We start from the raw sequence: 23,284 nt of genomic DNA, 5'->3' as shown, positions 1-23,284 counted from the left end.
CATGCCAGAAACCTACAACGGCGGCAGGAACACGGCCGGCCGGGGGCGCAATCCGCTCCGGGACCCCCGTGACCGCCGTCTGAACCGTATTGCCGGACCGGCGTCGCTGGTCCTGTTCGGGGTGACCGGGGACCTCGCCCGCAAGAAGCTCATGCCCGCCGTGTATGACCTCGCCAACCGCGGGCTGCTGCCGCCGAGCTTCGCGCTGGTGGGCTTTGCCCGCCGCGAGTGGGAGAACGAGGACTTCGCCGCGGAGGTCAAGGAGTCCGTCAAGGCGTACGCCCGCACCCCGTTCGATGAAACGGTCTGGAAGCAGCTGTCCGAGGGCATCCGCTTCGTGCAGGGCGAGTTCGACGACGACGAGGCGTTCAAGCGGCTCTCCGACACGATCGATGAGCTCGACGAACAGCGCGGGACGCGGGGAAACCACGCGTTCTACCTCTCGATCCCGCCGAAGGCCTTCGAACAGGTCTGCCGTCAGCTCTCCAAGCACGGCCTGGCCCAGGCCGCGGGCGACAACTGGCGCCGCGTGGTGATCGAAAAGCCGTTCGGACACGACCTCGAGTCGGCCCGGCAGCTCAACGACATCGTCGAGTCGGTATTCCCGCCGGACGCGGTGTTCCGGATCGACCACTACCTGGGCAAGGAGACGGTGCAGAACATCCTGGCACTGCGCTTCGCCAACCAGCTCTTCGAGCCGCTCTGGAACGCCAACTATGTGGACCACGTCCAGATCACCATGGCCGAGGACATCGGGACCGGCGGCCGGGCAGGCTACTACGACGGCGTGGGCGCGGCCCGCGACGTCATCCAGAACCACCTGCTGCAGCTGCTGGCCCTGACGGCGATGGAAGAACCGATTTCCTTCAACGCGGACGACCTGCGTGCCGAGAAGGAAAAGGTCCTCGCCGCCGTCCGGCTCCCCGAGGACCTCTCCTCCCACTCTGCCCGCGGGCAATTCACCGGCGGCTGGCAGGGCGGCGAGGAAGTCCTCGGGTACCTGGAGGAGGAGGGCATCCCGGCCGATTCCAAGACCGAGACGTTCGCCGCGATCCGGGTGGACATCAACACCCGCCGCTGGTCCGGCGCGCCGTTCTACCTGCGCGCCGGCAAGCGGCTGGGGCGCCGGGTGACGGAGATCGCCGTCGTGTTCAAGCGCGCACCAAACCTGCTCTTCACGGACCACGGCGAGGACGACTTCGGCCAGAACGCCGTGGTGATCCGGGTCCAGCCTGACGAGGGCGCCACGATCCGGTTCGGTTCCAAGGTTCCGGGCACCCAGATGGAGGTCCGCGACGTCACCATGGACTTCGGCTACGGCCACTCCTTCACCGAGTCCAGTCCCGAAGCCTACGAACGCCTCATCCTGGACGTGCTCCTCGGCGAGCCGCCGCTGTTCCCCCGGCACCAGGAAGTTGAGCTGTCCTGGAAGATCCTGGATCCCTTCGAGGAATACTGGGCCGGCCTGGACGAACAGCCCCAGCCCTACGCTCCCGGCAGTTGGGGCCCCGCCTCGGCCGATGAGCTCCTAGCCCGCGACGGACGAACCTGGAGAAGGCCATGATCGTAGATCTTCCCGATACCACCACCTCCAAAATTTCCAAGAAGATCATGGCTCTGCGCGAGCAGGGCGGCGTGATCGCCCTGGGCCGGGTCCTGACCCTCGTGGTCGTCACCCGCTCCGGGCTGGAAGAGGAGGCCATCGAGGCCGCCAACGAGGCCAGCCGCGAACACCCGTGCCGGATCATCGTCCTCGCCGACGCCGGGGCCTCGGCCCCAACCCGGCTGGACGCCCAGATCCGCGTCGGCGGCGACGCCGGCGCCTCCGAGGTGATCCTGTTGCGCGGCTACGGCGAACTCGCCGAGGAAAGCGAATCCCTCGTCGCGGCCCTGCTGCTCCCGGACGCCCCGATCGTGGCCTGGTGGCCGCACGGCGCGCCCAGGAACGCGTGCCAGACCTCGGTCGGGGGCATCGCGCACCGCCGGATCACCGACTCGGCCAATGAAGCGGACCCGGTCGCGGCGCTGGAGAACATCCGCCGCACGTACAAGGCCGGCGACACGGACCTGGCCTGGACCCGGCTGACCAACTGGCGCATCCAGCTGGCCGCGGTCCTGGACCAGGTGGACGACTCGCCGGTGACGGCCGTGGCCGTCGAGGGCGCCTCGGACTCACCCAGCACCGTGCTTCTCGCAGCCTGGCTCACCCTGGCCCTGGACGTTCCCGTGACGATCGTGGCGGATCCGGCCGGAACCGGCATCCGGCGCGTCCGGCTGACCCGGCCCGGCGGCGACATCCAGCTCTTCCGGCCCGGGCTCACCATCGCCGAACTGACCCAGCCCGGCCAGCCCGCCCAGCGGATCTCGCTGCCCCGCCGCAGCCTCAAGGACTGCCTGGCCGAAGAACTCCGCCGCCTGGATCCGGACGAAGTCTTCGGTGAAGTGATTACTATGGGACTGCCGCGTACCAATCTAAGGAGTGTCCGTCCCAGTGAGCGCTGACCCGAGAGTAAGCATCCATCCTGACTCGACCGTTCTGATGGCGGCGATCGCAGCCCGCCTGATTACCAAGCTGGTGGATATCCAGGACCGGCACGGCGAGGCCACGGTGGTGCTTACCGGGGGAACGATGGGCATCGGCTCGCTCAGGGCCGTGGCCGAATCGCCCGCGGCGCGGGCCGTCGACTGGTCCAAGGTGAACTTCTGGTGGGGTGACGAGCGCTTCGTGGCGGCCGGCGACGCCGAGCGCAACGCCCGCCAGGCCCAGGACGCCCTCCTGTCCCACATCAATGTTGATCCGGCGCGCGTCCATGTGCCCGGTTCCACCGATGACTTCGACAGCCCGGACGACGCCGCGGCCGACTATGCCCGCCGGCTCGCCGAGGCGGCGGCCGGTGAGCACGCCGCGGACATGTCCGACGACAGGCCGGAACAGCCGGCGCGGCTTCCCCGCCTGGACATTGTCCTCCTCGGCGTGGGGCCGGACGCGCACGTCGCCTCGCTCTTCCCGGAGCAGGCCGGCATCCGGGAGAAGGAACTGACTGTCGTGGGCGTCCACAGCTCCCCCAAGCCGCCGCCGGCGCGGGTGTCGCTGACGTTGCCGGCGATCAACACGGCATCCGAGGTGTGGATGGTGGTGGCCGGTGATGACAAGGCCGGCGCCGTAGGGCTGGCCCTGGCCGGCGCCAATCCCGTGCAGGTGCCCGCCGCGGGGCCGCGCGGCCGCCGGGAAACGCTGTGGCTGATTGACGAGGACGCGGCCTCACGGGTCCCGGAGCAGCTCGTCCGGAAGGGTCCGTCCGGAGCGTAGACGTTCCAGCGCTCCAGCCAGCACGTCTTCGGCGTCCTGGCTGGAGCGCCGCTCTTTAACGTATTCCAGATGCGTCTTGAAGCCTTCTGTTGGCGTTTCCTCCAGGGCAAACTTTGATTCGTCGCGGGTTGCGGTGCCGCCGCAGCGCCGGCAGTCCCAAACTCCGGGGATCTGTTCCTCCGGAAGCTGTGCGAACACGAGCGAGGTTTCATGGCCCTTGGCGCACCGGAACGATACACGAATACGGGGCTGGCGTACGCCGGCCCCGTTCAGTGGTTCGTGGCGGGGAGTTGCCCCCTCGGTGGCGCCCACACGGATTCCTTTGAATCCGGAAGCAGAATGCAGCATCGGGAACTCCTGGCTACTTGGCTGGTGGAAGTGCAAGACGACAGCCACAGTGTAGTTCGTGAGTTCCCGATGCCGGGAGGGCCATAAGGACCCCATATGAAGTTGTCGGACGGGCGTCCTAGGAATCGGCGCCTGTGCTGAACCGCATGAGCAGGCCGAGGGCGATGATCACCACGCCCCAGGTGATTCCCAGGATGACCGTGAACCGGTTGAGGTTCCGTTCCGCGACGCCGGAGGAGCTCAGGCCCGAGCTCATGCCGCCGCCGAACATGTCGGACAGGCCGCCTCCGCGTCCTTTATGGAGCAGGATGAGCAACGTCAGCAGGAGGCTGGTGATGCCCAGGAGGACCTGCAGAATGACATGAAGAACGTCCACGACGGCCTTTCAGAAGGATTGGATTGCGGGGGTCAGGCTGTGTCCGGACTAATCCGTCAACAGGTGACTCTCGAACCTGACAATATTAGCAAACTCGGCAGCGTCCAGGCTGGCACCGCCGACCAGCAAGCCGTCGACGTCGCGCTCCTTCAGGATCGAGGCCGCGTTGTTGGCCTTGACGGAGCCGCCGTACAGCAGGCGTGTCTTGGCGGCGACGTCTGCTCCGAAGAGGGTGGACAGTTCGGCACGGATGGCGGCGCACATTTCCTGCGCGTCCTCCGGGCCTGCGACCTCGCCGGTGCCGATGGCCCACACGGGCTCGTAGGCGACTACAAGCTCGGCGGCCTGCTCCGGGGTGAGGCCCTCGACGCCGGCGCGCAGCTGGGCGAGGGTGTGGTCCACGTGGGTGCCGGCCTGCCGGATCTCCAGGCCTTCACCGACGCAGAGGACCGGGGTAATGCCATGCCGGAAGGCGGCTTTGGTCTTGGCGTTGAGCACGGCGTCGGACTCGTTGTGGATGGTGCGGCGTTCGCTGTGGCCGACCAGGACGTAGCTGCAGGCAAGCTTGGCGAGGAACTGGCCGGAAATGTCGCCCGTGTAGGCGCCGGAGTCGAACTGGGAAAGGTCCTGGCCGCCATAGACGACGGCGAGCTCGTCGCCTTGAACCAGGGTCTGGACGCCGCGGAGATCCGTGAACGGCGGGAAGACGGCGACCTCCACCCGGCTGTAGTCGTGCTTGGCGTCGGACAGGGTCCACGCGAGCTTCTGCAGGAGGGTGATGCCCTGGACGTGGTCCATGTTCATCTTCCAGTTGCCGGCGATGAAGGGCTTGCGGTCGAATTTACCGTTGGTTGACGTGGTCACGTGATCTCCAGGAGTTCTTGGTGTGTGGGAGCAGCCGGCAGGGCGCCCGGTTCCCTGCGGAGGGCACCCTGCCGGCTCAAATGCCGGTGCTTTTAGCGGTCAGTGCTTCTAACGGTCGAGGACGCTCAGGCCGGGGAGTTCCTTGCCTTCAAGGTACTCCAGGCTTGCGCCGCCGCCGGTGGAAATGTGGCCGAACGCCTCATCGGCGAAGCCGAGTGTCCGGACCGCTGCCGCCGAGTCGCCGCCGCCAACCACGGTGAATGCCTCCGTCTCGGTCAGGGCCTGGGCGATGGCCCGGGTACCGCCGGCGAAGGCCGCGAATTCGAACACGCCCATGGGCCCGTTCCAGAACACCGTCCGGGCGTCCTTGATCCGTTCCGCGAACGCCGCTGCCGAGACCGGCCCGATGTCCAGCCCGATGCCCTGGGCTCCGAAGCTGCCCGACTCGATGGCGTCGGCGGCAACGGTCTCGTGCTCGGCGTCGGCGGCGAACTTGCCCGCCACCACAACATCGGTGGGCACGACGAACTCGGTACCGGCGTCGGCGGCGCGCTTCAGGTAGTCCTGGACGACCGGGATCTGGTCCTCTTCGAGCAGGCTGCCCGCGACCTTGTGACCCGAGGCGGCGAGGAAGGTGAACAGCATGCCGCCACCCACCAGGATGGTGTCCGCCTTGCCCAGGAGGTTGTCGATCACAGCGAGCTTGTCGGAGACTTTGGAGCCGCCGAGGACAACGACGTAGGGCCGCTGGGTGTCGGTGGTGAGCTTGCGCAGCACCTCGACCTCGGTGCGGACAAGGTCGCCCTGGTAGGACGGCAGCCGCGTGGCGACGTCGTACACGCTGGCGTGCTTGCGGTGCACCGCACCGAAGGCATCATCGACGAAGGCGCCGTTGTCCCCGGTGAGGGCGACCAGCTCGTCCGCGAAGGCGCCGCGCTCGGCGTCGTCCTTGGAGGTCTCCCGCGCGTCGAAGCGCACGTTTTCCAGGACCAGCACTTCGCCGTCCTGCAGCGCCGCGGAGAGCTCCTTGGCCGACTCGCCAACCGTGTCGGCGGCAAGGGAGACCTTGAACCCGGCAAGCTCGGCCAGCCGTGCGGCTGCGGGCTTGAGAGAGTACTTCTCCTCCGGCGCGCCCTTGGGGCGGCCGAGGTGTGCTGTGACCAGCACGCGGGCACCGGCGTCCGTGAGCTTCGCCAGCACTGGCAGGGAGGCCTTGATGCGGCCGTCGTCAGTCACTGTAGAGCCGTCGAGCGGCACGTTCAGGTCACTTCTGACCAGAACGTACCGCCCGCGGACACCATCAGCGATCAGTTCGTTGAGGGTGTGAAATGTCATGAGTCTTACCCTAGCCCAGCTTGGACGCGACAAGCTCCGTGAGGTCCACGAGGCGGTTGGAGTAACCCCACTCGTTGTCATACCAGGACACAACCTTGACCTGGTCGCCGATCACCTTGGTCAGGCCGGAATCGAAAATGGACGATGCCGGGTCGCCGACAATGTCGGAGGAGACGATCGGCTCGTCGGTGTAGGTCAGCAGGCCCCTGAGCTCCTCGGTCTCCGACGCTGCCTTGAGGGCGGCGTTGACTTCGGCGACCGTGGTCTCGCGGGAAACCGTGACGGTCAGGTCCGTGGCGGAGCCGGTGGGAACGGGCACGCGGATGGCGTAGCCGTCGAGCTTGCCCTTGAGCTCCGGCAGGACCAGGCCGATTGCCTTGGCGGCACCGGTGGAGGTGGGCACCATGTTGATGGCGGCGGCGCGGGCGCGGCGGAGGTCCTTGTGCGGGCCGTCCTGCAGGTTCTGGTCGGCGGTGTAGGCGTGGATGGTGGTCATCAGGCCACGCTCGATGCCGAAGGCGTCATTGATGACCTTGGCCAGCGGGCCGAGGCAGTTGGTGGTGCAGGAGGCGTTGGAGATGATGTGGTGCGTGGCGTTGTCGTACAGGCCGTCATTGACGCCCATCACGATCGTGATGTCCTCATCCGACGCGGGGGCGGAGATCAGGACCTTCTTGGCGCCGGCGTCGATGTGCTTCTGCGCATCGGCGGCCTTCGTGAAGAAGCCGGTGGACTCGATGACGATGTCGACGCCGAGCTCGCCCCAGGGCAGCTTCGCGGGATCGCGTTCGGCGAGGACCTTGATGATGTTGCCGTCGACGACGATGTTGCCGTCTTTGACCTCGATGGTTTCGGCCAGGCGGCCGCCCACGGAGTCGTACTTGAAGAGGTGAGCGAGGGCTTCCGGGCTGGTGAGGTCGTTGACCGCAACGATCTCGAGGTCTGCGCCCTGTGCGAGGGCGGCGCGGAAGTAGTTGCGGCCGATACGGCCAAAGCCGTTGATGCCAATACGGGTCGTCACGTTTTCAGTCTCCTTGGTGCTCTTGCGAGCACGACTAGTTGAGAAGGCGTTCAAGCCAACTAACAGATCCCGCACGCCATTGGGCAGAGATAATTACCAGATCGGAGGGCGACCAGCCACATTGCTGAAGGCTAACCGCCTTCCGTGATCCATCTTACGTTTAACCGGGACTGCCCCCGCAAGTGCAGGGGCAGTCCGTCCACATTTCGGGCCGAAGGGCCCGTAATGTGAGGTTTGTTACAAACGGAAGTCGATTCCGTCACCCTGTGCAGGGTAAAGGGACCTGCCTAGAGGGTGATGAGACCCGTCGCGTTTTTGCGGGCGGCGTCGAAGCGCTTGGCGACGTCGGCCCAGTTCACGATGTTCCAGAAGGCCTTGACGTAGTCAGCCTTGACGTTGACGTAGTCCAGGTAGAAGGCGTGCTCCCACATGTCCAGCATCAGCAGCGGGGTGGTGCCGAGTGCGACGTTGCCCTGCTGATCGTAGAGCTGCTCGACGACCAGGTTGCCGCCGATGGGCTCGTAGGCCAGGAAGCCCCAGCCGGAGCCCTGCAGGCCCAGTGCCGCGGCGCTGAACTGCGCACGGAACGCGTCGAACGAGCCGAAGGCGTCGTCAATGGCCGCCGCAAGCTCGCCCTCGGGCTTGTCGCCACCGTCCGGTGAGAGGTTCTTCCAGAAGACGGAGTGGTTGATGTGGCCGCCGGTGTGGAACGCGAGGTCCTTGGAGAGGCGGTTGATGTTGGCGAAGTCGCCCTTTTCGCGCGCCTCGGCCAGCTGGGCCAAGGCGTTGTTGGCGCCGGCCACGTAGGCGGCGTGGTGCTTGCTGTGGTGCAGCTCCATGATCTTCGCGGAGATGTGCGGTTCCAGCGCTGCGTAGTCATAGTCGAGCTCGGGCAGTACGTACTCGGTCACAAATTCCTCCAATGTCGTGGACGGGTTGTCCGGTTCGGTAACTCTTTTGATTGTGCATCCGGATGCGGGGCATCCGGAAAATTGCGGTGGGATCCAACGGCGACAACCAGCCGCGGCTCCCGGATATTTCATTCCCCGGGATATTCCTGCTGTTGATTCTAGGGGCGGGCTAGTCGTCGAGCATTTCGGGCGTCACATTGGCTTCCGTGCCCGGGATGCCGAGGTCCTGGGCCCGTTTGTCCGCCATGGCCAGCAGCCGGCGGATCCGGCCGGCGATGGCGTCTTTGGTCATGACGGGGTCGGCGAGCCGGCCCAGCTCGTCCAGGCTGGCCTGTTTGTGCGCGACCCGGAGCTCACCGGCATACTTCAGGTGGTCCGGGACGTCGTCGCCCAGGATTTCCAGGGCGCGGTCCACCCGGGCACCGGCGGCCACGGCGGCCTGCGCGGAACGGCGCAGGTTCGCGTCATCGAAGTTGGCGAGCCGGTTGGCCGTGGCGCGGACTTCCTTGCGCATGCGGCGTTCCTCCCAGACCATCAGCGCGTCGTGGGCGCCCATGCGCGTCAGCAGCGCGGCGATCGTGTCGCCGTCGCGGATCACCACGCGGTCCACTCCCCTGACCTCGCGGGCCTTGGCCTGGATGCCCAGGCGGCGGGCCGCGCCGACGAGGGCCAGGGCTGATTCGGGGCCGGGGCAGGTGACTTCCATGGCCGAGGAGCGGCCGGGCTCGGTGAGCGAGCCGTGGACCAGGAACGCGCCGCGCCAGACAGCTTCGGCGTCCGCGGCGGAGCCGTTCACCACTACCGACGGAAGGCCGCGCACGGGGCGCCCCCGCGCGTCCAGGAGTCCGGTCTGGCGGGCGAGGGCCTCACCGTCGCGCACCACCCGCACCACGTAGCGGCTGCCGCGGCGCAGGCCGCCGCCGGAGACGACGATGATCTCGCTCTGGTGGCCGTACACCTCGGCGATGGCGGCGCGCAGCCGCCGGGCGGTCGATGCGAGGTCGACTTCGGCCTCGATCACAATCCGGCCCGAGATGATGTGCAGCCCGCCGGCGAAGCGGAGCATCGCCGATACCTCGGCCTTGCGGACGGAGGACTTCTTGATATCCAGACGGGAAAGTTCTTCCTTGACTGATGCTGTCAGTGCCATGGCACCTTTCCTAACTATTCCCGAAAATATCGTGATACGCCGTCGCCAGCCGCAACGGATCGTGGACCGGACGGCGACCAGACGCCCCCACTTTACCCAAGACCACCTCGGCACCGAGCATTCCTGCCGCCGCCTCGAAGTCGGGCAGGTTCTGCACCGACGCCGGGTCGGCCAGGATGACGTCGATCGTGAACTCCGGCGCGTATTCGCGCAGCACCCGGAGGTGGTCGGCGGCGGACATGCCGGCCGTCTCCTTGGTATCTGTGGCCAGGTTCATGGTCAGGCACCGGCGGGCAGCGGTGTTGGCGAGGGCCTCGCGCATCTCGGGCAGCAACAGGTGCGGCAGCACGGACGTGTACCAGGAGCCCGGCCCGAGGATCACCCAGTCGGCCAGCTCGATCGCCGTCAGCGCCTCGGTGCAGGCCGGAGCGTTCTCAGGCAAGAGCCGGACGTGCTCCAGGGACCCTGCCACCGCGCACTTGGCCTGGCCGGTGAGGGTCTGCAGTGCCGTCGCGCCGTCCGGGGCGGTGACCCGGACCTGGCCCTCGATGGTCAGCGGGACGCTGGACATCGGCAGGACTTCGCCGCGCGCGCCGAGCAGGGCGCCGGCCCACTTCAGGCCTGCGACGGTGTCGCCCAGGAGCTCCCAGAGCGTGACGATCAGGAGGTTGCCCATCGCGTGCTCATCGAGGGAGCCGCCGCGGCCTTTGCCGGGGGCGAAGCGGTGCTGCATGACATCGCGCCACGTGCGGCCCCAGTCGGTGTCGTCGCACAGCGCGGACAGGGCCATCCGGAGATCACCGGGCGGCAGGACGCCGTACTCTTCGCGGAGCCGGCCGGAGGATCCGCCGTCGTCCGCGACCGTGACGACCGCGGTGAGTTCGGAGGTCAGCAGGCGCAGGGCCGACAGCGAGGCGGAGAGGCCGTGGCCGCCGCCGAGCGCGACGACGGAGGGGCCTTTGTCCTGCTGGCTGGCGAAGGCCGCGCTGGCGGGCGGGACAAGGGGCAGCGGACCGGTCAGCAGCGCCATTACTCGCGGCCCAGGTCCCGGTGCGTCGTGGTCACCGTGACGCGCGGATACTGCGCCAGCCTCCGTGAGAGCTCGACGGCGACCGCCACGGAGCGGTGCTTGCCGCCGGTGCAGCCCACGGCGATGGTGGCGTAGTGCTTGTTCTCCCGGCGGTACCCGTCCAGGACAGGTTCAAGGGCCAGGACGTAGCGTTCCACGAAGTCGCTGACGCCCTGGGCCTCCAGCACGTAGTCGCTGACGTCCTTGTCCAGTCCGGTGTGCGGGCGCAACTGCGGCACCCAGTGCGGGTTGGGGATGAAGCGGGCATCGGCCACGAAGTTGGCGTCCACCGGCAGCCCGTACTTAAAGCCAAAGCTCATGACGTTCAGCCGCAGCGCCACCGGCCCGGTCTCGCTGAAGAGTTCGGTGATGGCGGTGGCGAGGCCATGGACGTTGAGGGAGGACGTGTCCAGGACGATGTCGGCGGTGTCCTTCAATTCACGGACCAGCTCGCGTTCGGCGGCAATGCCGTCGAGGATCCGGCCACCGCCCTGGAGCGGGTGGGGCCTGCGGCCCTGCTCGAAGCGGCGCACCAGGACGTCGTCGTTGGCGTCGAGGAACAGGACGCGGAAGCTCACGCCGGTGGCTTCCAGGGCGCGGAGCGCCGCGCGCATGTCGACGAACAGTTCCTTGCTCCGGACGTCCATCACGACGGCGAGCTTGGACATGGAGTGCGGTGTCCGGGACACCAGTTCGGCGAGCGTGCCGAGCATTTGCGGCGGCAGGTTTTCCACGACGTACCAGCCATGGTCCTCAAGGGCGTCCGAGGCGGTGCTGCGGCCGGCTCCCGACATTCCGGTCACCACGAGCAGTTCAGCCTCGACGGGTTTGACGGGTGTCATGCCGTCCGCATCCGTCTCGGATCCTGCCGTCGACTCTGCCATCAGTGAAGCCCCATCTCTGCCTGTGCGATTTGCTGTTGTCAGGTTTGCGCGCGGGCCGCGGTGATGCCGCTGCCGTGCCGTACCCAAGTCTTTACCCTAGCTAAGTTTGGCGGCACTAGCTAAGCGTCGAGAATTTCGCCGGTGGTCATGTTGACGGCAGGAACCGTGGCGGCTTCCTCGACTCCGCCGCCAGCGAAGTGCCGGACGATCGCGGCGGCCAGGGAGGGGCCAATCCCCTTGGCGCCGGTGAGTTCCTCCTGCGTCGCGGCTTTGATCCCCTTGACGGAGCCGAACTCCGCCAGGAGGGCCTTGCGCTTGGACTCGCCCAGACCGGGCACGCTGTCCAAGGCGGAGGCCGTCATGGCCTTGCCGCGCTTTTGCCGGTGGAAGGTGATGGCGAAGCGGTGGGCCTCATCGCGGATCCGCTGCAGCAGATACAGGCCGGCCGAGGCGCGCGGCAGGATCACCGGGAAATCGCTGTCCGGCAGCCACACCTCTTCGAGCCGTTTGGCCAGGCCGACCACATACACGTCCTCGATGCCGAGCTCTTCCAGCGCCCTTGCGGCGGCATTGACCTGCGGTTTGCCGCCGTCGACGACGACGAGGTTGGGCGGGTAGGCGAATTTGCTCCGCGGTGTTGGCGTCGTGGAGTCCGCGACCGCCGCGGCGGTTGCCGCGTCCAGGGCGGCCTGGTGCGCCGGTTTGGCCGCGGCCGCCGCCTGCTCGTCTTTTTCTTGAAGATAGTGCCGGAACCGGCGGGTCAGCACATCATGCATGGCCGCCGTGTCGTCAGTGGCCGCGGCGCCGGTCACGGCGAACTTCCGGTAGTCGGACTTTTTCGGCAGGCCGTCCTCGACCACCACCATGGAGCCGACCACGTTGGTGCCCTGGACGTGTGAGATGTCGAAGCACTCGATCCGCAGCAGCGCCACGGGAAGCTCGAGCGCTTCCTGGATTTCCTGCAGGGCCTGGGAGCGCATGGTGAGGTCGCCGGCGCGCCGGGATTTGTGAAGTTTGAGGGCGTGCTCCGCGTTTTCACGGACCGTGGACAGGAGGGCGGCCTTGTCTCCGCGCTGGGGAACGCGGATGTCCACCCGGGCCCCGCGCAGGCCGCTGAGCCATTGCGCGAGCTCCGGGGCGTTGCTGGGTTCGGCAGGCACCAGCACTTCCCGGGGCAACCTGCCCTGGAGCCCGGCTTCCTCGCCGTAGACCTGCTGGAGCAGGTGTTCGACCAGTTCCGGGGTGGTGGAGTCCTCGACCTTTTCCACCACCCAGCCGCGCTGGCCGCGGATCCGTCCGCCCCGGACGTGGAAGACCTGCACGGCGGCCTCGAGCTCGTCTTCGTGCAGGGCGAAGACGTCGGCGTCCGTGCCCTCGGCCAGGACGACGGCGTTACGTTCGAAGACCTTCTTAAGCGCCACGATGTCGTCCCGGAGCCGGGCCGCGCGTTCGTAGTCGAGCTCAGCAACTGCCGCGGCCATCTCCCGTTCCAGCCGGTTGACGAAAGGCTTGGCTTCGCCGCCCATGAACGTGCAGAAGTCCTCGGCCAGGGCGCGGTGGTCCGCGGCGGAGATCCGGCCGACGCACGGCGCGGAACATTTGTCGATGTAGCCGAGCAGGCAGGGCCGGCCGCTGGCTTCGGCGCGCTTCAACACCCCGGCGCTGCAGCTGCGGACCGGGAACACCCGCAGCAGGGTGTCCATGGTGTCCCGGATCGCGCCGGCGGTGTACGGGCCGAAGTACCGGGTCCCCTTGCGCCGGTCGCCGCGCAGCACCTGGACGCGCGGGTACTTCTCCCCCATCGTCACGGCGAGGTACGGGTAACTTTTGTCGTCCCTGAACATCACGTTGAAGCGGGGCGTGAATTCTTTGATCCAGGTGTATTCCAGCTGCAGCGACTCGAGTTCGCTGCCCACCACGGTCCATTCGACGCTGCTGGCCGTGTGGACCATGGCATAGGTTTTGGGCATGAGCCCGGCGGGGTTGGCGAAATAGGTGTTCAGCCGGGCACGGAGGTTCTTGGCCTTGCCGACGTAGATGACCCGGCCGTGCGGATCGCGGAAGCGGTACACGCCCGGATTGGTCGGAATTTCACCCGTCTGGGGTCGGTAACTCGCTGGATCTGCCACACATCAAGTCTACTGAGCCGCCGGCGGTGCCGTTGCACGTGCACCGCCGCATGCCCGGCGGATCCCGGGGGGCCGGGAGCCGCGCGCTATTCGGCCGACTTGCTCTGGTTGTAGCTGCTGGAGCGTTCCTGGCCGCTCAGGTCTGCGATTGCGTCCATGATGCGGTCCGTGACCTGGCGGCGGGCCGGCAGGGAATGGTCCGGTCCGGTTTTCTCGAAGTACAGCGGCTCGCCGACCTTCATGGTGAAGTGCTGCGGTTTGACGGACTTGCTGTCCGCGGGCTGCAAGTGTTCGGTGCCGATCAGGCCCACCGGGATTACGGGCGCGCCGGTGGTGAGGGCCAGCCAGCCGACGCCGGTGCGGCCGCGGTACAGGATGCCGTCGCGGGAGCGGGTGCCTTCGGGATAGATGCCCACGCCCTTGCCGGAGTCGAGGATGTCCAGCAGCGTTTTCAGCGCCTGGACGCTCGCCGCCTGCTCGCCGCGTTCAACCGGAATGGAGCCGACGGCCTCGAAGAAGGACTTCATGGCCTTGCCTTTGATGCCGCCGGTGGTGAAGTATTCAGCCTTCGCGAAGAAGGCCACGGGCCGCGGCATGAGGGCCTGGACGATCACGCTGTCCAGGAACGAGAGGTGGTTCGGGGCGACAATGAACGGCCCATCCTTGGGCACGTTTTCCAGGCCGATGACCGTGGGACGGCACGTGGTGGTTACAAGCCCCCGCGTGGTCCAGCGGATTGCGTCAAACATTGCCATCGGTGTGCACCTCGTTCAGGGCTGTGGTCCCCGGGCGTTCGGAGAGCCGGTTGATCGTCGCGTGGAGCGCCGTGGTGTTGTGCACGATCTCGACGGCACCGGCCGCGTGCAGTTCGCCGTCAGGCGCAAACCCCCAGCCTACGCCGATGCAGTCCAGACCGTTCGCAGCGGCCCCGGCGACGTCCTGTGCCCGGTCCCCCACCATCACGGCCCGGCCGGCGGCCGCAGGGTCCGCGGCAGCGAGGTCCGAGAGCGCGGCGGCGACGATGCCGGCCTTACCTTCGGGAACGGAGCCGTCGGGAACGGAGCCTTCGGGGACAGAGCCGTCGGGCACGGAGCCCGTTCCGGGGCTGGCGGCCTCGTCCGCGGCGGAGCCACGGATGCTGTGGAAGAGTCCGGCGATGCCGTGGTGCGCCAGGACAGTGCGGGCAAGCCCTTCCGGCTTCTGGGTCGCGACGGCGATGGGCCGCCCCGCGGCGACGAAGTCCTCGAGGAGGCCGCGGATTCCCGGGTACAGCCTGCTCTGCGCGATTCCCGTGGATGCGTAGTGAGCACGGTAGATGCGAATGGCGTCTTCCAGCTGTGCGGCCGGAACGCCGGCGATTTCCGTCAGGGAATGGCTGAGCTTGGGCCCAATCATGGCGTCCATCCGGGACTTGTCCGGAACCGGCAGGCCAAGCTCGGTGAGGGCCGCGGCGATACCGTCGGTAATACCCCCGGCGGGATCGACAAGAGTGCCGTCAAGGTCAAAGATTACGGGCACTGTTGTATGCGTCACCGGCTTAGTTTCTCATGAGTGTGCGGTTGCCAGAAATTCGCATGCTCCTTCAGGAATACATCGGGAATACATCAGGGACTACATCACGCCATACATCAGCGGATACATCCGGTGGAGACGTCCCTGCGGGCGGGGACGCGTGCGGCGGAAGCTTACCGGGCCCGCCGCACGGTCCCTGGCGACCGGTGTTCAGGCGAGGAGCTCGGCGAGGAACGCGGCCGTGTGGCTCTCGCTCGACTTGGCCACCTGCTCGGGGGTGCCGGAGGCGACCACACGGCCGCCACCGGACCCGCCGTCGGGGCCAAGGTCCACGATCCAGTCGGCGCTCTTGATGACGTCGAGGTTGTGTTCGATCGTGATCACCGTGTTGCCCTTCTCCACGAGGCCCTGGAGCACCATGAGGAGCTTGCGGATGTCCTCGAAGTGCAGGCCCGTGGTGGGCTCGTCCAGGACGTAGACGCTGCGGCCGTTGGAGCGTTTCTGAAGCTCGGCTGCGAGCTTCACGCGCTGGGCCTCGCCGCCGGAGAGCGTGGTGGCGGGCTGGCCCAGCCGGACGTAGCCAAGGCCGACGTCGACGAGCGTGTTGAGGTGCCGTGCGATCGGCGAGAAGGCCGCGAAGAACTCGGCCCCTTCCTCGATGGGCATGTTCAGCACGTCCGCGATGGTCTTGCCCTTGTAGTGGACCTCCAGGGTTTCGCGGTTGTACCGGGCGCCGTGGCAGACCTCGCAGGGAACGTAGACGTCCGGCAGGAAGTTCATCTCGATCTTCAGGGTGCCGTCGCCGGAGCAGGCCTCGCAGCGGCCGCCCTTGACGTTGAAGGAGAACCGGCCCGGGAGGTAGCCGCGGACCTTGGCCTCGGTGGTCTCGGCGAAGAGCTTGCGGATGTTGTCGAACACGCCGGTGTAAGTGGCCGGGTTCGAGCGCGGGGTGCGGCCGATCGGGCTCTGGTCGACGTGCACCACCTTGTCCAGGTGTTCGAGGCCCTGGACGGACTTGTGCCTGCCGGCCACCTGCTTGGCGCCGTTGAGCTTGTTGGCGAGCACCTTGTAGAGGATCTCGTTGACCAGCGTGGACTTGCCCGAGCCGCTGACGCCGGTGACGGCGGTGAAGAGGCCCAGCGGGAAACTGGCGTCGATGTTCAGGAGGTTGTTCTCCTTCGCCCCGACCACCTTGAGCTCGCGCTTCTTGTCGTATTTGCGCCGCTTCTTCGGGATCTCGATTTTCCGCCGGCCGGAGAGGTAGTCGCCGGTGAGCGAATCCGTGTTTTCCAGCAGCTCCTGGTAGGACCCGGAATGGACCACCATGCCGCCGTGCTCGCCGGCGCCCGGTCCGATGTCCACCACCCAGTCGGCCTCGTGGATGGTGTCCTCGTCATGCTCCACGACGATCAGGGTGTTGCCGAGGTCCCGGAGCCGGGTGAGTGTCTCGATCAGGCGGCGGTTGTCCCGCTGGTGCAGGCCAATCGAGGGCTCGTCGAGGACGTACAGCACGCCCACGAGGCCGGAGCCGATCTGGGTGGCCAAACGGATGCGCTGGGCTTCGCCGCCGGACAGGGTGCCGGAGGGCCGCTCCAGGTTCAGGTACTCGAGTCCGACGTCGAGGAGGAAGGTCAGGCGGGCCTGGATCTCCTTGAGGACCTGGTGGGCGATCTGGGCCTCGCGACCTGTGAGGACGAGGTTTTCGAGGAAGTCGGCGCATTCCCGCATGGGCAGCGCGGCGACCTCGGCGATTGACTTGCCGTTGATCAGCACCGAGAGCGACGCAGGGTTCAGCCGGGCACCGTTGCAGGCCGGGCACGGGACCTGGCGCATGTATTCCTCGTAGCGGTCGCGCGCATAGTCGGAATCGGTCTCGCCATGCTTGCGGTGGACGTACTGCACGACGCCCTCAAAACCGGTGCTGTACTTGCGTTCCCGGCCGAAGCGGTTGCGGTATTGCACCACCACCTTGTGGTCCTTGCCGTGCAGGACGGTCTGCCGGACGTCGGCGTCGAGCTTCTCCCACGCCGTCGTCATGGAGAAGCCGAGTTCCTCGGCGAGACCGGCCAGCAGCCGGTTCCAGTACTCCGTGGTGGCGGTGCCCAGGGACCACGGCGCAATGGCCCCCTCGGAGAGCGAGAGCTCCGGGTTGGGGATGAGGAGTTCCTCGTCGACCTCCAGCTTGGTGCCGATGCCGCTGCACGCGCTGCAGGCGCCGAAAGGGTTGTTGAATGAGAAGGAGCGGGGCTCGATCTCGTCGATCGCCAGGGGGTGCTCGTTGGGGCAGGCGAGGTGTTCTGAGAACGCCCTGATCCGCTCGGGATCGTCTGCTTCGAGGTCGACGAATTCGGCCAATATGCGGCCCTCCGCCAGTCCGAGGGCGGTTTCGACCGAGTCGGTCAGGCGCTGGCTGATACCTTCCTTGACCACGAGGCGGTCCACCACCACTTCGATGGTGTGCTTGAACTGCTTGCCCAGCTTCGGCGGATCACTCAGGTGGACGAGCTCGCCGTCCACCCGGGCCCGCGAGTAGCCCTTGGCGGTGAGTTCCTTGAAGAGGTCCACGAATTCGCCCTTGCGGCCGCGGACCACGGGTGCCAGCACCTGGAAGCGGGTGCCGTCCGGGAGCTCGAGCAGCTGGTCGACGATCTGCTGCGGGGTCTGCTTGGTCACGGGCTCCCCGCATACGGGGCAGTGCGGCCGGCCCACACGGGCCCAGAGCAGGCGCATGTAGTCGTAAATCTCGGTGATGGTGCCCACGGTCGAGCGAGGGTTCTTGGACGTGGACTTCTGGTCGATGGACACCGCCGGCGAGAGGCCCTCGATGAAGTCGACGTCGGGCTTGTCCACCTGGCCCAGGAACTGCCGGGCGTAGGCGGAGAGGGATTCGACGTAGCGGCGCTGGCCCTCGGCGAAGATGGTGTCGAACGCGAGGGAGGACTTTCCGGAGCCGGACAGGCCGGTGAACACGATCATGGCATCGCGCGGCAGGTCCAGGTCCACGTTGCGCAGGTTGTGCTCGCGGGCGCCCTTGACGACGAGGCGCGTCATGTCCGGACGCTTCAGGACGGGGCGGGACGGGGCCGCATCCCGGACTGCCAGCGGCTCGACGGCGGAATGGACTTCAACGGCTGGATCTTCAGCTACAGCTTTAGGCACGAATCCAATGCTAATCGAAAACTTCTTCGAAAAACTATTCCGCGCGCCACGGGCGGCGCCGGATGTGCTATTGGCGGTCGTAGGCGGCGGCCAGCAGCTGCACGGCCTCGGCGAAACTGGCGCCCTGGGCTTTGGCGGCCGCGGCGAACTCGGCGGCGGCGGCGGACAGCGAACTCCAGGCGGCATCGCGGGCACACACAACGGTCCCGTTGCGGCCCTTCGTCACTACGACGCCGGCGGCCTCGAGTTCCTTGTAGGCCCGCGCCACAGTGTGCGGGGCCACGCCCAGTTCGCCGGCCAGGCTCCGCACGGCCGGAAGCCTGGTGCCCGGCGCGAGTGTGCCGTTGTCGGCGCGTTCGATCACGTAGAGCCGCAGCTGTTCGAAGAGCGGGACGGAGCTGGCCGGATTGGTCCGCCAGGATCCGGGAAAACGCTCCCCCACGGCGTCCGCGGGGCTCACTGTTCGGCCTCCTGGACGGCCGGGACCTGTTCGCGGCCGGCGAACTGGGCCTCGTACAAATCCTTGTAGAGCCCCTGCCGGGCCACCAGCTGCTGGTGGGTGCCGTGTTCAACGATTCGTCCGTGGTCCATGACGAGAATTAGATCAGCGTCCCGGACCGTGGACAAACGGTGCGCGATCACGAAGCTCGTGTGACCGGCCCGCAGCTGCTCCATAGCATGGCGGATCTGCACCTCAGTGCGGCTGTCGACGGAGCTCGTCGCCTCATCCAGCACCATGATGCTGCGCCCGGCGAGCTGCGCCCGTGCGATCGAGACGAGCTGGCGCTGGCCCCGGCTCAGGGAGTCGCCGTCGTTGCCGAGCATCGTGGCGTAGCCGGCCGGCAGGGACCGGACAAACTGGTCCACGTGGCTGGCGTGGGCCGCCGCAACGATATCGGCTTCGGCGGCGCCGGGCCGGCCGTATTCGATGTTCTCCCGGATGCTGCCGGTAAACAGCCAGGCATCCTGCAGGACGATTCCGAAGGCGCGCCGCAGCTCGTCCCGCGGGATGGTGGCGATGTCCGTCGAGTCCACCAGGATCCGGCCGGAGTCGAGTTCGTAGAAGCGCATCAGGAGGTTGACCACGGTGGTCTTGCCGGCACCGGTGTGTCCCACGATCGCCACGGTCTGTCCCGGGTCCACCGTGAAGGAGAGGTCCTTCACCACGGGGGTGCCGGGGCTGTAGCTGAAGCTGACGTGCTCGAACGTGACCCGGCCCGCCACTGCGCTGGGATCCAGCAGGTCGCCGGGCGTGCCCGGGGCAGGGGCTTTGCGTCCGTTGGAGGATTTGCGCGGGACATGGAGCTTTCGCGCGGCCGTGAAGCCTTGCAGCTTGCCGGCGCCGTTCGCCGAAACGGCCGGCACGGCGCTGTCCGCAGGGATCTCCGGGGCGTCCAGCAGCTCAAACACCCGCTCCGCCGAGGCCAGGCAGGACTGCACGAGAGTCAGCATGCCGCCGATCTGGCTCACCGGCTGGCTAAAGAGACGGGAGAACTGGACAAAGGCCTGGATGCCGCCGATCGTCAAGAGCCCCGCGGTGACCTGCAGCGCCCCCACAACAGCAATTGCGATGTAGTTGAGGTTGGCGACAAACACCAGCAGCGGCTGCACGATGCCGGACAAATACTGGGCGCGGGTGCTCGATCGGGTGAGCTTCTCGTTGCGCTCCCGGAAGCTCGCCGCCGACTCTTCCTGCCGGCCGAAGGCCTTGACCACTTCATGCCCGGTGAAGAACTCTTCGAGTTGGGCAGTCAGCGCCCCCGTGCTGCTCCACTGCTCCTTGAAGTGCGCCTGGGAGTGCCGGGCCACGAGCACGGTGATCATCGTGGACACGGGCACCGAGAGGATCGCGATCAGCGCCAGCAGCGGCGAGAGCCACAGCATCATGGCGAGAGCGGCCGAGAGCATCAGGACGGCCATGATCAGCTGGTTGAGGAGCTGGTTGAGCGCCTGAGAGATATTGTCGACGTCGTTCGTGGCCCGGCTGAGCACGTCGCCGCGGCGCTGCTCCTCGAAATGGCTGGACGGCAGCACATGGAGTTTTTGTTCCACGGAGCCGCGGAGGCCGTAGCTGAGGCGCTGCACCGCGGTGGCGGTCAGGCTGCCCTGGATCCAGCTGAACAGCGACGCCCCGACGTACATGGCCGAAACGGCCAGTAGCCGCTCGGCCAGCTGTTGCTCGTCGAGGGAGCCGCCCAGGAAGCCGTCGACGACGACGTCGGTGGCGTCGCCCAGCACCTTGGGCGCCGCCACGTTGAGTGTCACGAACGCGCAGGTCGCGGCGATGACGCCGGCCATCCGCCACTTCAGCGGCAACAGCAGGCCAAGCAGCCGGGCGGCGGTGTGCCATTTGATGCGCTCCGGCACGCCGGGTCCCGCAACGGTCCCGGCGCGGTGTGCCCGCGCGCGGCTCACGGGGCTTCCTCCAGCACCAGCTGGGACGCGGCAATTTCCTGGTAGCTGGGCGAGGACTCCATGAGTTCGCTGTGCGTGCCCTGCGCGACCACCCGGCCGCCCTCCAGGACGAGGATCAGCCCGGCGTCCACGATTGTTGACACCCGCTCGGCCACGATCAGCACGGTCGCCGAGCGCAGCAGCGGCTCGATCGCCGCCCGGAGCCTGATGTCGGTGCCGTAGTCCAGAGCCGAGAAACTGTCGTCGAAGAGGTAGGCGGGGGCCCGCTTGAGCAGGGCCCGCGCGATGCACAGGCGCTGCCGTTCGCCGCCGGAGAAGTTGGTGCCGCCCTGGCTTACGGGCGTGTCGAGCCCGAGCGGCAGGGCGCGGACAAAGTCGGCGGCCTGGGCAGCTTCAAGCGCCTGCCATATTTCGGGCTCGCTCGCGGCGGGCGCCCCGAACCGGAGGTTCCCCGCGACCGTGTCCGCGAACAGGTAGGACTGCTGCGGGACTATTGCGATCAGGCCGCGCAGGTCGTCCAGGGGCATCGCCCGCACGTTCTCCCCGCCGATGCTGATCTCTCCGGCCGTCGCGTCGAGGAAACGCGGCAGCAGGTTCAGGAGTGTCGTCTTGCCGCTGCCGGTCGCGCCGATGATCGCCGTCGTGGTACCGGCCCTGGCGGTGAAGGAGACGCCGTCCAGCACGGGTGCTTCGGCGCCGGGGTAAGCGAAGGACACGTTCCGGAACTCGACAGCGCCGGAGCGGCCCGGGGCGCCGGCGACGGCGGGCGCACCGGCGGTGCCCGCCGCACTGGCCCCGCCGGCCGGAATGGTGGCAGCGGTGGCCCCGGCGGGAACGGCCGGATCCGCGATGGCCGGTTCCGTGTCCAGCACCTCGCGGATCCGTTCCGCGCAGGCCGCCGCCCGGGGGGCGGTCATGAAGACGTACATCGCCATCATGATGGCAATCAGGATCTGCAGGATGTAGGCGATGAACGCCGTCAGCGCCCCCAGCCGCATTTCGCCGGCGTCGATGCGATGGCCGCCGAACCACACCACGAACACGGAGGAGATGTTGACCACGAACATGATCATCGGCATCATCGCCGCCACCAGGAGGGCGGATTGCAGATTGTTCCGGGTGAGGTCCTTGTTGGCTTCATCGAACCGGCGGACCTCGTGGTCCTGCCGGACAAAGCCGCGGATGACATTCGCGCCGATGATCTGCTCCCGCAGCACCCGGCCGATCCGGTCCAGAAGGCCCTGGCCCTGGCGGTACAGGGGAATCAGGCGGCGGACGATCACCGTCATGATCACCGTCAGGACCGGGATCACCACGACCACAATCCAGGACAGCACCACGTCCTGGTGCACGGCCAGCACGATGCCGCCGATGAAGATCGCCGGTGCGGCAATCAGCATGATGAACACCAGGACGGCGAGGTTTTGGATCTGGGCGACGTCGTTGGTGGCCCGGGTCACGAGGCTGGGCGCACCGAAAAGGCCCACCTCCTGGGAGGAGAAGGACTGCACCTTCGCGAAGAGCTCCCCGCGCAGCTGGCCGCCAATCTCCATGGCGACCACGGCGCCCAGATATCCGGCCGCGACGGCCGTGATCACCTGGACGGCAGCGATTCCGGCCATCCAGGCCCCAAGGTGGAGGATCTCCCCGGTGTCCCCGCCGATGATGCCGTCGTCGATGATCGCGGCATTCAGGGTGGGCAGGAGCAGGTTGGCGGTGGCTTGCACGAGCTGCAGCACAACGATGGCCAGCACGGTCCCTTTATGCGCGGACAACAGCCGCGACATCAGGCCTATAAGCACTGAACCTCCATTACTAGCCCAGGGCCCGGAATGGTGATCAGCCTAACGGCCGCCCCACACCGCCACGTCATTGTAAGCCCCATTCCGGAGTGCTTCGTGTCATGCGGCTGACACGCCGCCTACCCGGTCTTCTGCGCCACCGCGAACGTGCGGCGGAACGGGAAGACCGTCCCGTGCCGGCCTGCCGGATATGCGTCGTCCAGGCGTGCCGAATACTCGGCCTCGAACTCCCTGGCCTCGTCGTCGGGGAGGGCCGCGAGGACCGGCCTGAGTCCGGTTCCGCGGACCCACTCCAAAACGGGGTTGGCGCCCGGGAGCAGCTGAAGGTACGTGGTCTCCCAGGCGTCGGCGGCACAACCGGCGTCGAGCATGATCTCCAGATATTCCGCTGCCTCCCCCACCACGTCGTCGTGGCGGAGCACCCCGGCGAGCCGCCCCGCCCAGGCCGGAGAATCGGCCAGCTCCCGCATCAGGGTGTGCGACGGTGCATTGAAGTTCCCCGGCACTTGCAGCGCGAACCAGGCGCCCGGTTTGAGGGCATCGAGCCATAGGGGCAGGAGCTTTCGGTGGCCGGGCACCCACTGCAGGGCCGCGTTGGTGACCACCACGTCCGTGTCCCCGGACGGCAGCCAGTGCTCAATGTCGGCCAGCTCGTAGGAAAGATTGGCCGCCGCGGCTGCGTGGTCCTTGGAAGTGGCCAGCATTTCCGGCGACGAATCCAGACCCACCACCTGCGCGCCCGGCCAGCGGTCCGCGAGCGTCGCGGTCAGGTTGCCGGGACCGCAGCCGAGGTCCACCACGTGCCGCGGGGCTTCGGCATGAATCCGACCGGTCAGATCAAAAAATGGTCTGTCCCGGTAGTCCCCGAACTGCACATATTTCTCCGGATCCCACTTCATGGCTGCCTCCAGTTCCCGGCACGTTGTCCTAACCGAAGCCTAGTCCCGGCCCGTGGGCCAGCCAAGGAAGCACGCCTGCGCTGCGGGCGGCTCACGGCGC

20 protein-coding genes are annotated in these 23,284 nt (G+C 67.4%); 3 read left to right on the top strand and 17 right to left on the bottom strand.

The features are described from left to right. Position 1: 1 nt before the first annotated feature. The 3 genes from zwf to pgl are packed head-to-tail and all read left to right on the top strand — an operon-like array spanning position 2 to position 3,310. Positions 2 to 1,564 (top strand): glucose-6-phosphate dehydrogenase, encoded by a 1,563-nt coding sequence (gene zwf / locus AC1DDH_RS06665; protein ID WP_476849618.1) that lies wholly within the window; start codon positions 2 to 4, stop codon positions 1,562 to 1,564. Next, positions 1,561 to 2,502, top strand: coding sequence for a glucose-6-phosphate dehydrogenase assembly protein OpcA (locus AC1DDH_RS06660; protein ID WP_028275501.1), 942 nt, complete (start codon positions 1,561 to 1,563; stop codon positions 2,500 to 2,502). The genes zwf and AC1DDH_RS06660 overlap by 4 nt, the downstream gene beginning before the upstream one ends. Then, positions 2,492 to 3,310 carry a 6-phosphogluconolactonase gene (pgl, locus tag AC1DDH_RS06655; protein WP_476955091.1) on the top strand — a complete coding sequence of 273 codons (819 nt, stop codon included), beginning with the start codon at positions 2,492 to 2,494 and terminating at the stop codon, positions 3,308 to 3,310. Before AC1DDH_RS06660 ends, pgl begins: the two co-directional genes overlap by 11 nt. Here pgl and AC1DDH_RS06650 read toward each other — a convergent pair. The 17 genes from AC1DDH_RS06650 to AC1DDH_RS06570 form a co-directional block, all read right to left on the bottom strand. Continuing rightward, a complete protein-coding gene (locus AC1DDH_RS06650; RefSeq protein ID WP_306292809.1) occupies positions 3,263 to 3,622 on the bottom strand; it encodes an RNA polymerase-binding protein RbpA in 360 nt (119 codons plus the stop codon). The genes pgl and AC1DDH_RS06650 overlap by 48 nt on opposite strands. A 154-nt stretch (positions 3,623 to 3,776) precedes the next feature. Next, the gene (secG, locus tag AC1DDH_RS06645) at positions 3,777 to 4,034 is read right to left on the bottom strand and encodes a preprotein translocase subunit SecG (protein ID WP_018772994.1); all 258 of its coding nucleotides are present in this window, start codon (positions 4,032 to 4,034) and stop codon (positions 3,777 to 3,779) included. A 48-nt stretch (positions 4,035 to 4,082) separates the two neighbouring features. Next, a complete protein-coding gene (gene tpiA, locus AC1DDH_RS06640) occupies positions 4,083 to 4,898 on the bottom strand; it encodes a triose-phosphate isomerase (RefSeq protein WP_018772995.1) in 816 nt (271 codons plus the stop codon). Between the two features lie 108 nt (positions 4,899 to 5,006). Next, positions 5,007 to 6,233 (bottom strand): phosphoglycerate kinase, encoded by a 1,227-nt coding sequence (locus AC1DDH_RS06635; protein ID WP_476948019.1) that lies wholly within the window; start codon positions 6,231 to 6,233, stop codon positions 5,007 to 5,009. Positions 6,234 to 6,243: 10 nt separating this feature from the next. Then, a complete protein-coding gene (gene gap, locus AC1DDH_RS06630) occupies positions 6,244 to 7,254 on the bottom strand; it encodes a type I glyceraldehyde-3-phosphate dehydrogenase (protein ID WP_028276841.1) in 1,011 nt (336 codons plus the stop codon). A gap of 287 nt (positions 7,255 to 7,541) precedes the next feature. Continuing rightward, the gene (locus AC1DDH_RS06625; RefSeq protein WP_476849616.1) at positions 7,542 to 8,165 is read right to left on the bottom strand and encodes a superoxide dismutase; all 624 of its coding nucleotides are present in this window, start codon (positions 8,163 to 8,165) and stop codon (positions 7,542 to 7,544) included. A 169-nt stretch (positions 8,166 to 8,334) separates the two neighbouring features. Then, entirely contained in the window at positions 8,335 to 9,315 is a 981-nt protein-coding gene (gene whiA, locus AC1DDH_RS06620; RefSeq protein WP_018772999.1) for a DNA-binding protein WhiA, read from the bottom strand. 10 nt (positions 9,316 to 9,325) lie between these two features. Further along, positions 9,326 to 10,345 carry a gluconeogenesis factor YvcK family protein gene (locus AC1DDH_RS06615; RefSeq protein WP_028276839.1) on the bottom strand — a complete coding sequence of 340 codons (1,020 nt, stop codon included), beginning with the start codon at positions 10,343 to 10,345 and terminating at the stop codon, positions 9,326 to 9,328. After that, positions 10,345 to 11,268, bottom strand: a complete 924-nt coding sequence (gene rapZ / locus AC1DDH_RS06610) for an RNase adapter RapZ (protein ID WP_018773001.1) — start codon at positions 11,266 to 11,268, stop codon at positions 10,345 to 10,347. Before rapZ ends, AC1DDH_RS06615 begins: the two co-directional genes overlap by 1 nt. 119 nt (positions 11,269 to 11,387) lie before the next feature. Continuing rightward, a complete protein-coding gene (gene uvrC, locus AC1DDH_RS06605) occupies positions 11,388 to 13,397 on the bottom strand; it encodes an excinuclease ABC subunit UvrC (RefSeq protein WP_476849615.1) in 2,010 nt (669 codons plus the stop codon). A gap of 86 nt (positions 13,398 to 13,483) precedes the next feature. After that, the gene (locus AC1DDH_RS06600; protein ID WP_476955090.1) at positions 13,484 to 14,152 is read right to left on the bottom strand and encodes a lysophospholipid acyltransferase family protein; all 669 of its coding nucleotides are present in this window, start codon (positions 14,150 to 14,152) and stop codon (positions 13,484 to 13,486) included. Next, positions 14,139 to 14,930 (bottom strand): HAD hydrolase-like protein, encoded by a 792-nt coding sequence (locus tag AC1DDH_RS06595; protein WP_476955089.1) that lies wholly within the window; start codon positions 14,928 to 14,930, stop codon positions 14,139 to 14,141. The genes AC1DDH_RS06600 and AC1DDH_RS06595 overlap by 14 nt, the downstream gene beginning before the upstream one ends. A gap of 189 nt (positions 14,931 to 15,119) precedes the next feature. After that, positions 15,120 to 18,068 carry an excinuclease ABC subunit UvrA gene (uvrA, locus tag AC1DDH_RS06590; RefSeq protein ID WP_476955088.1) on the bottom strand — a complete coding sequence of 983 codons (2,949 nt, stop codon included), beginning with the start codon at positions 18,066 to 18,068 and terminating at the stop codon, positions 15,120 to 15,122. Positions 18,069 to 18,135: 67 nt separating this feature from the next. Continuing rightward, entirely contained in the window at positions 18,136 to 18,528 is a 393-nt protein-coding gene (locus tag AC1DDH_RS06585) for a GntR family transcriptional regulator (protein WP_476849612.1), read from the bottom strand. Further along, the gene (locus tag AC1DDH_RS06580) at positions 18,525 to 20,366 is read right to left on the bottom strand and encodes an ABC transporter ATP-binding protein (protein ID WP_476856041.1); all 1,842 of its coding nucleotides are present in this window, start codon (positions 20,364 to 20,366) and stop codon (positions 18,525 to 18,527) included. The genes AC1DDH_RS06585 and AC1DDH_RS06580 overlap by 4 nt, the downstream gene beginning before the upstream one ends. A 113-nt stretch (positions 20,367 to 20,479) precedes the next feature. Continuing rightward, positions 20,480 to 22,270 carry an ABC transporter ATP-binding protein gene (locus tag AC1DDH_RS06575; RefSeq protein WP_476856042.1) on the bottom strand — a complete coding sequence of 597 codons (1,791 nt, stop codon included), beginning with the start codon at positions 22,268 to 22,270 and terminating at the stop codon, positions 20,480 to 20,482. Between the two features lie 134 nt (positions 22,271 to 22,404). After that, positions 22,405 to 23,184, bottom strand: a complete 780-nt coding sequence (locus AC1DDH_RS06570) for a trans-aconitate 2-methyltransferase (protein WP_079549556.1) — start codon at positions 23,182 to 23,184, stop codon at positions 22,405 to 22,407. Positions 23,185 to 23,284 lie beyond the last annotated feature (100 nt).

This window comes from Arthrobacter sp. 10T425, assembly GCF_056393985.1.
Note: the sequence above shows the minus strand (reverse complement) of the source record. Positions and strands in the feature narration are given on the sequence as shown.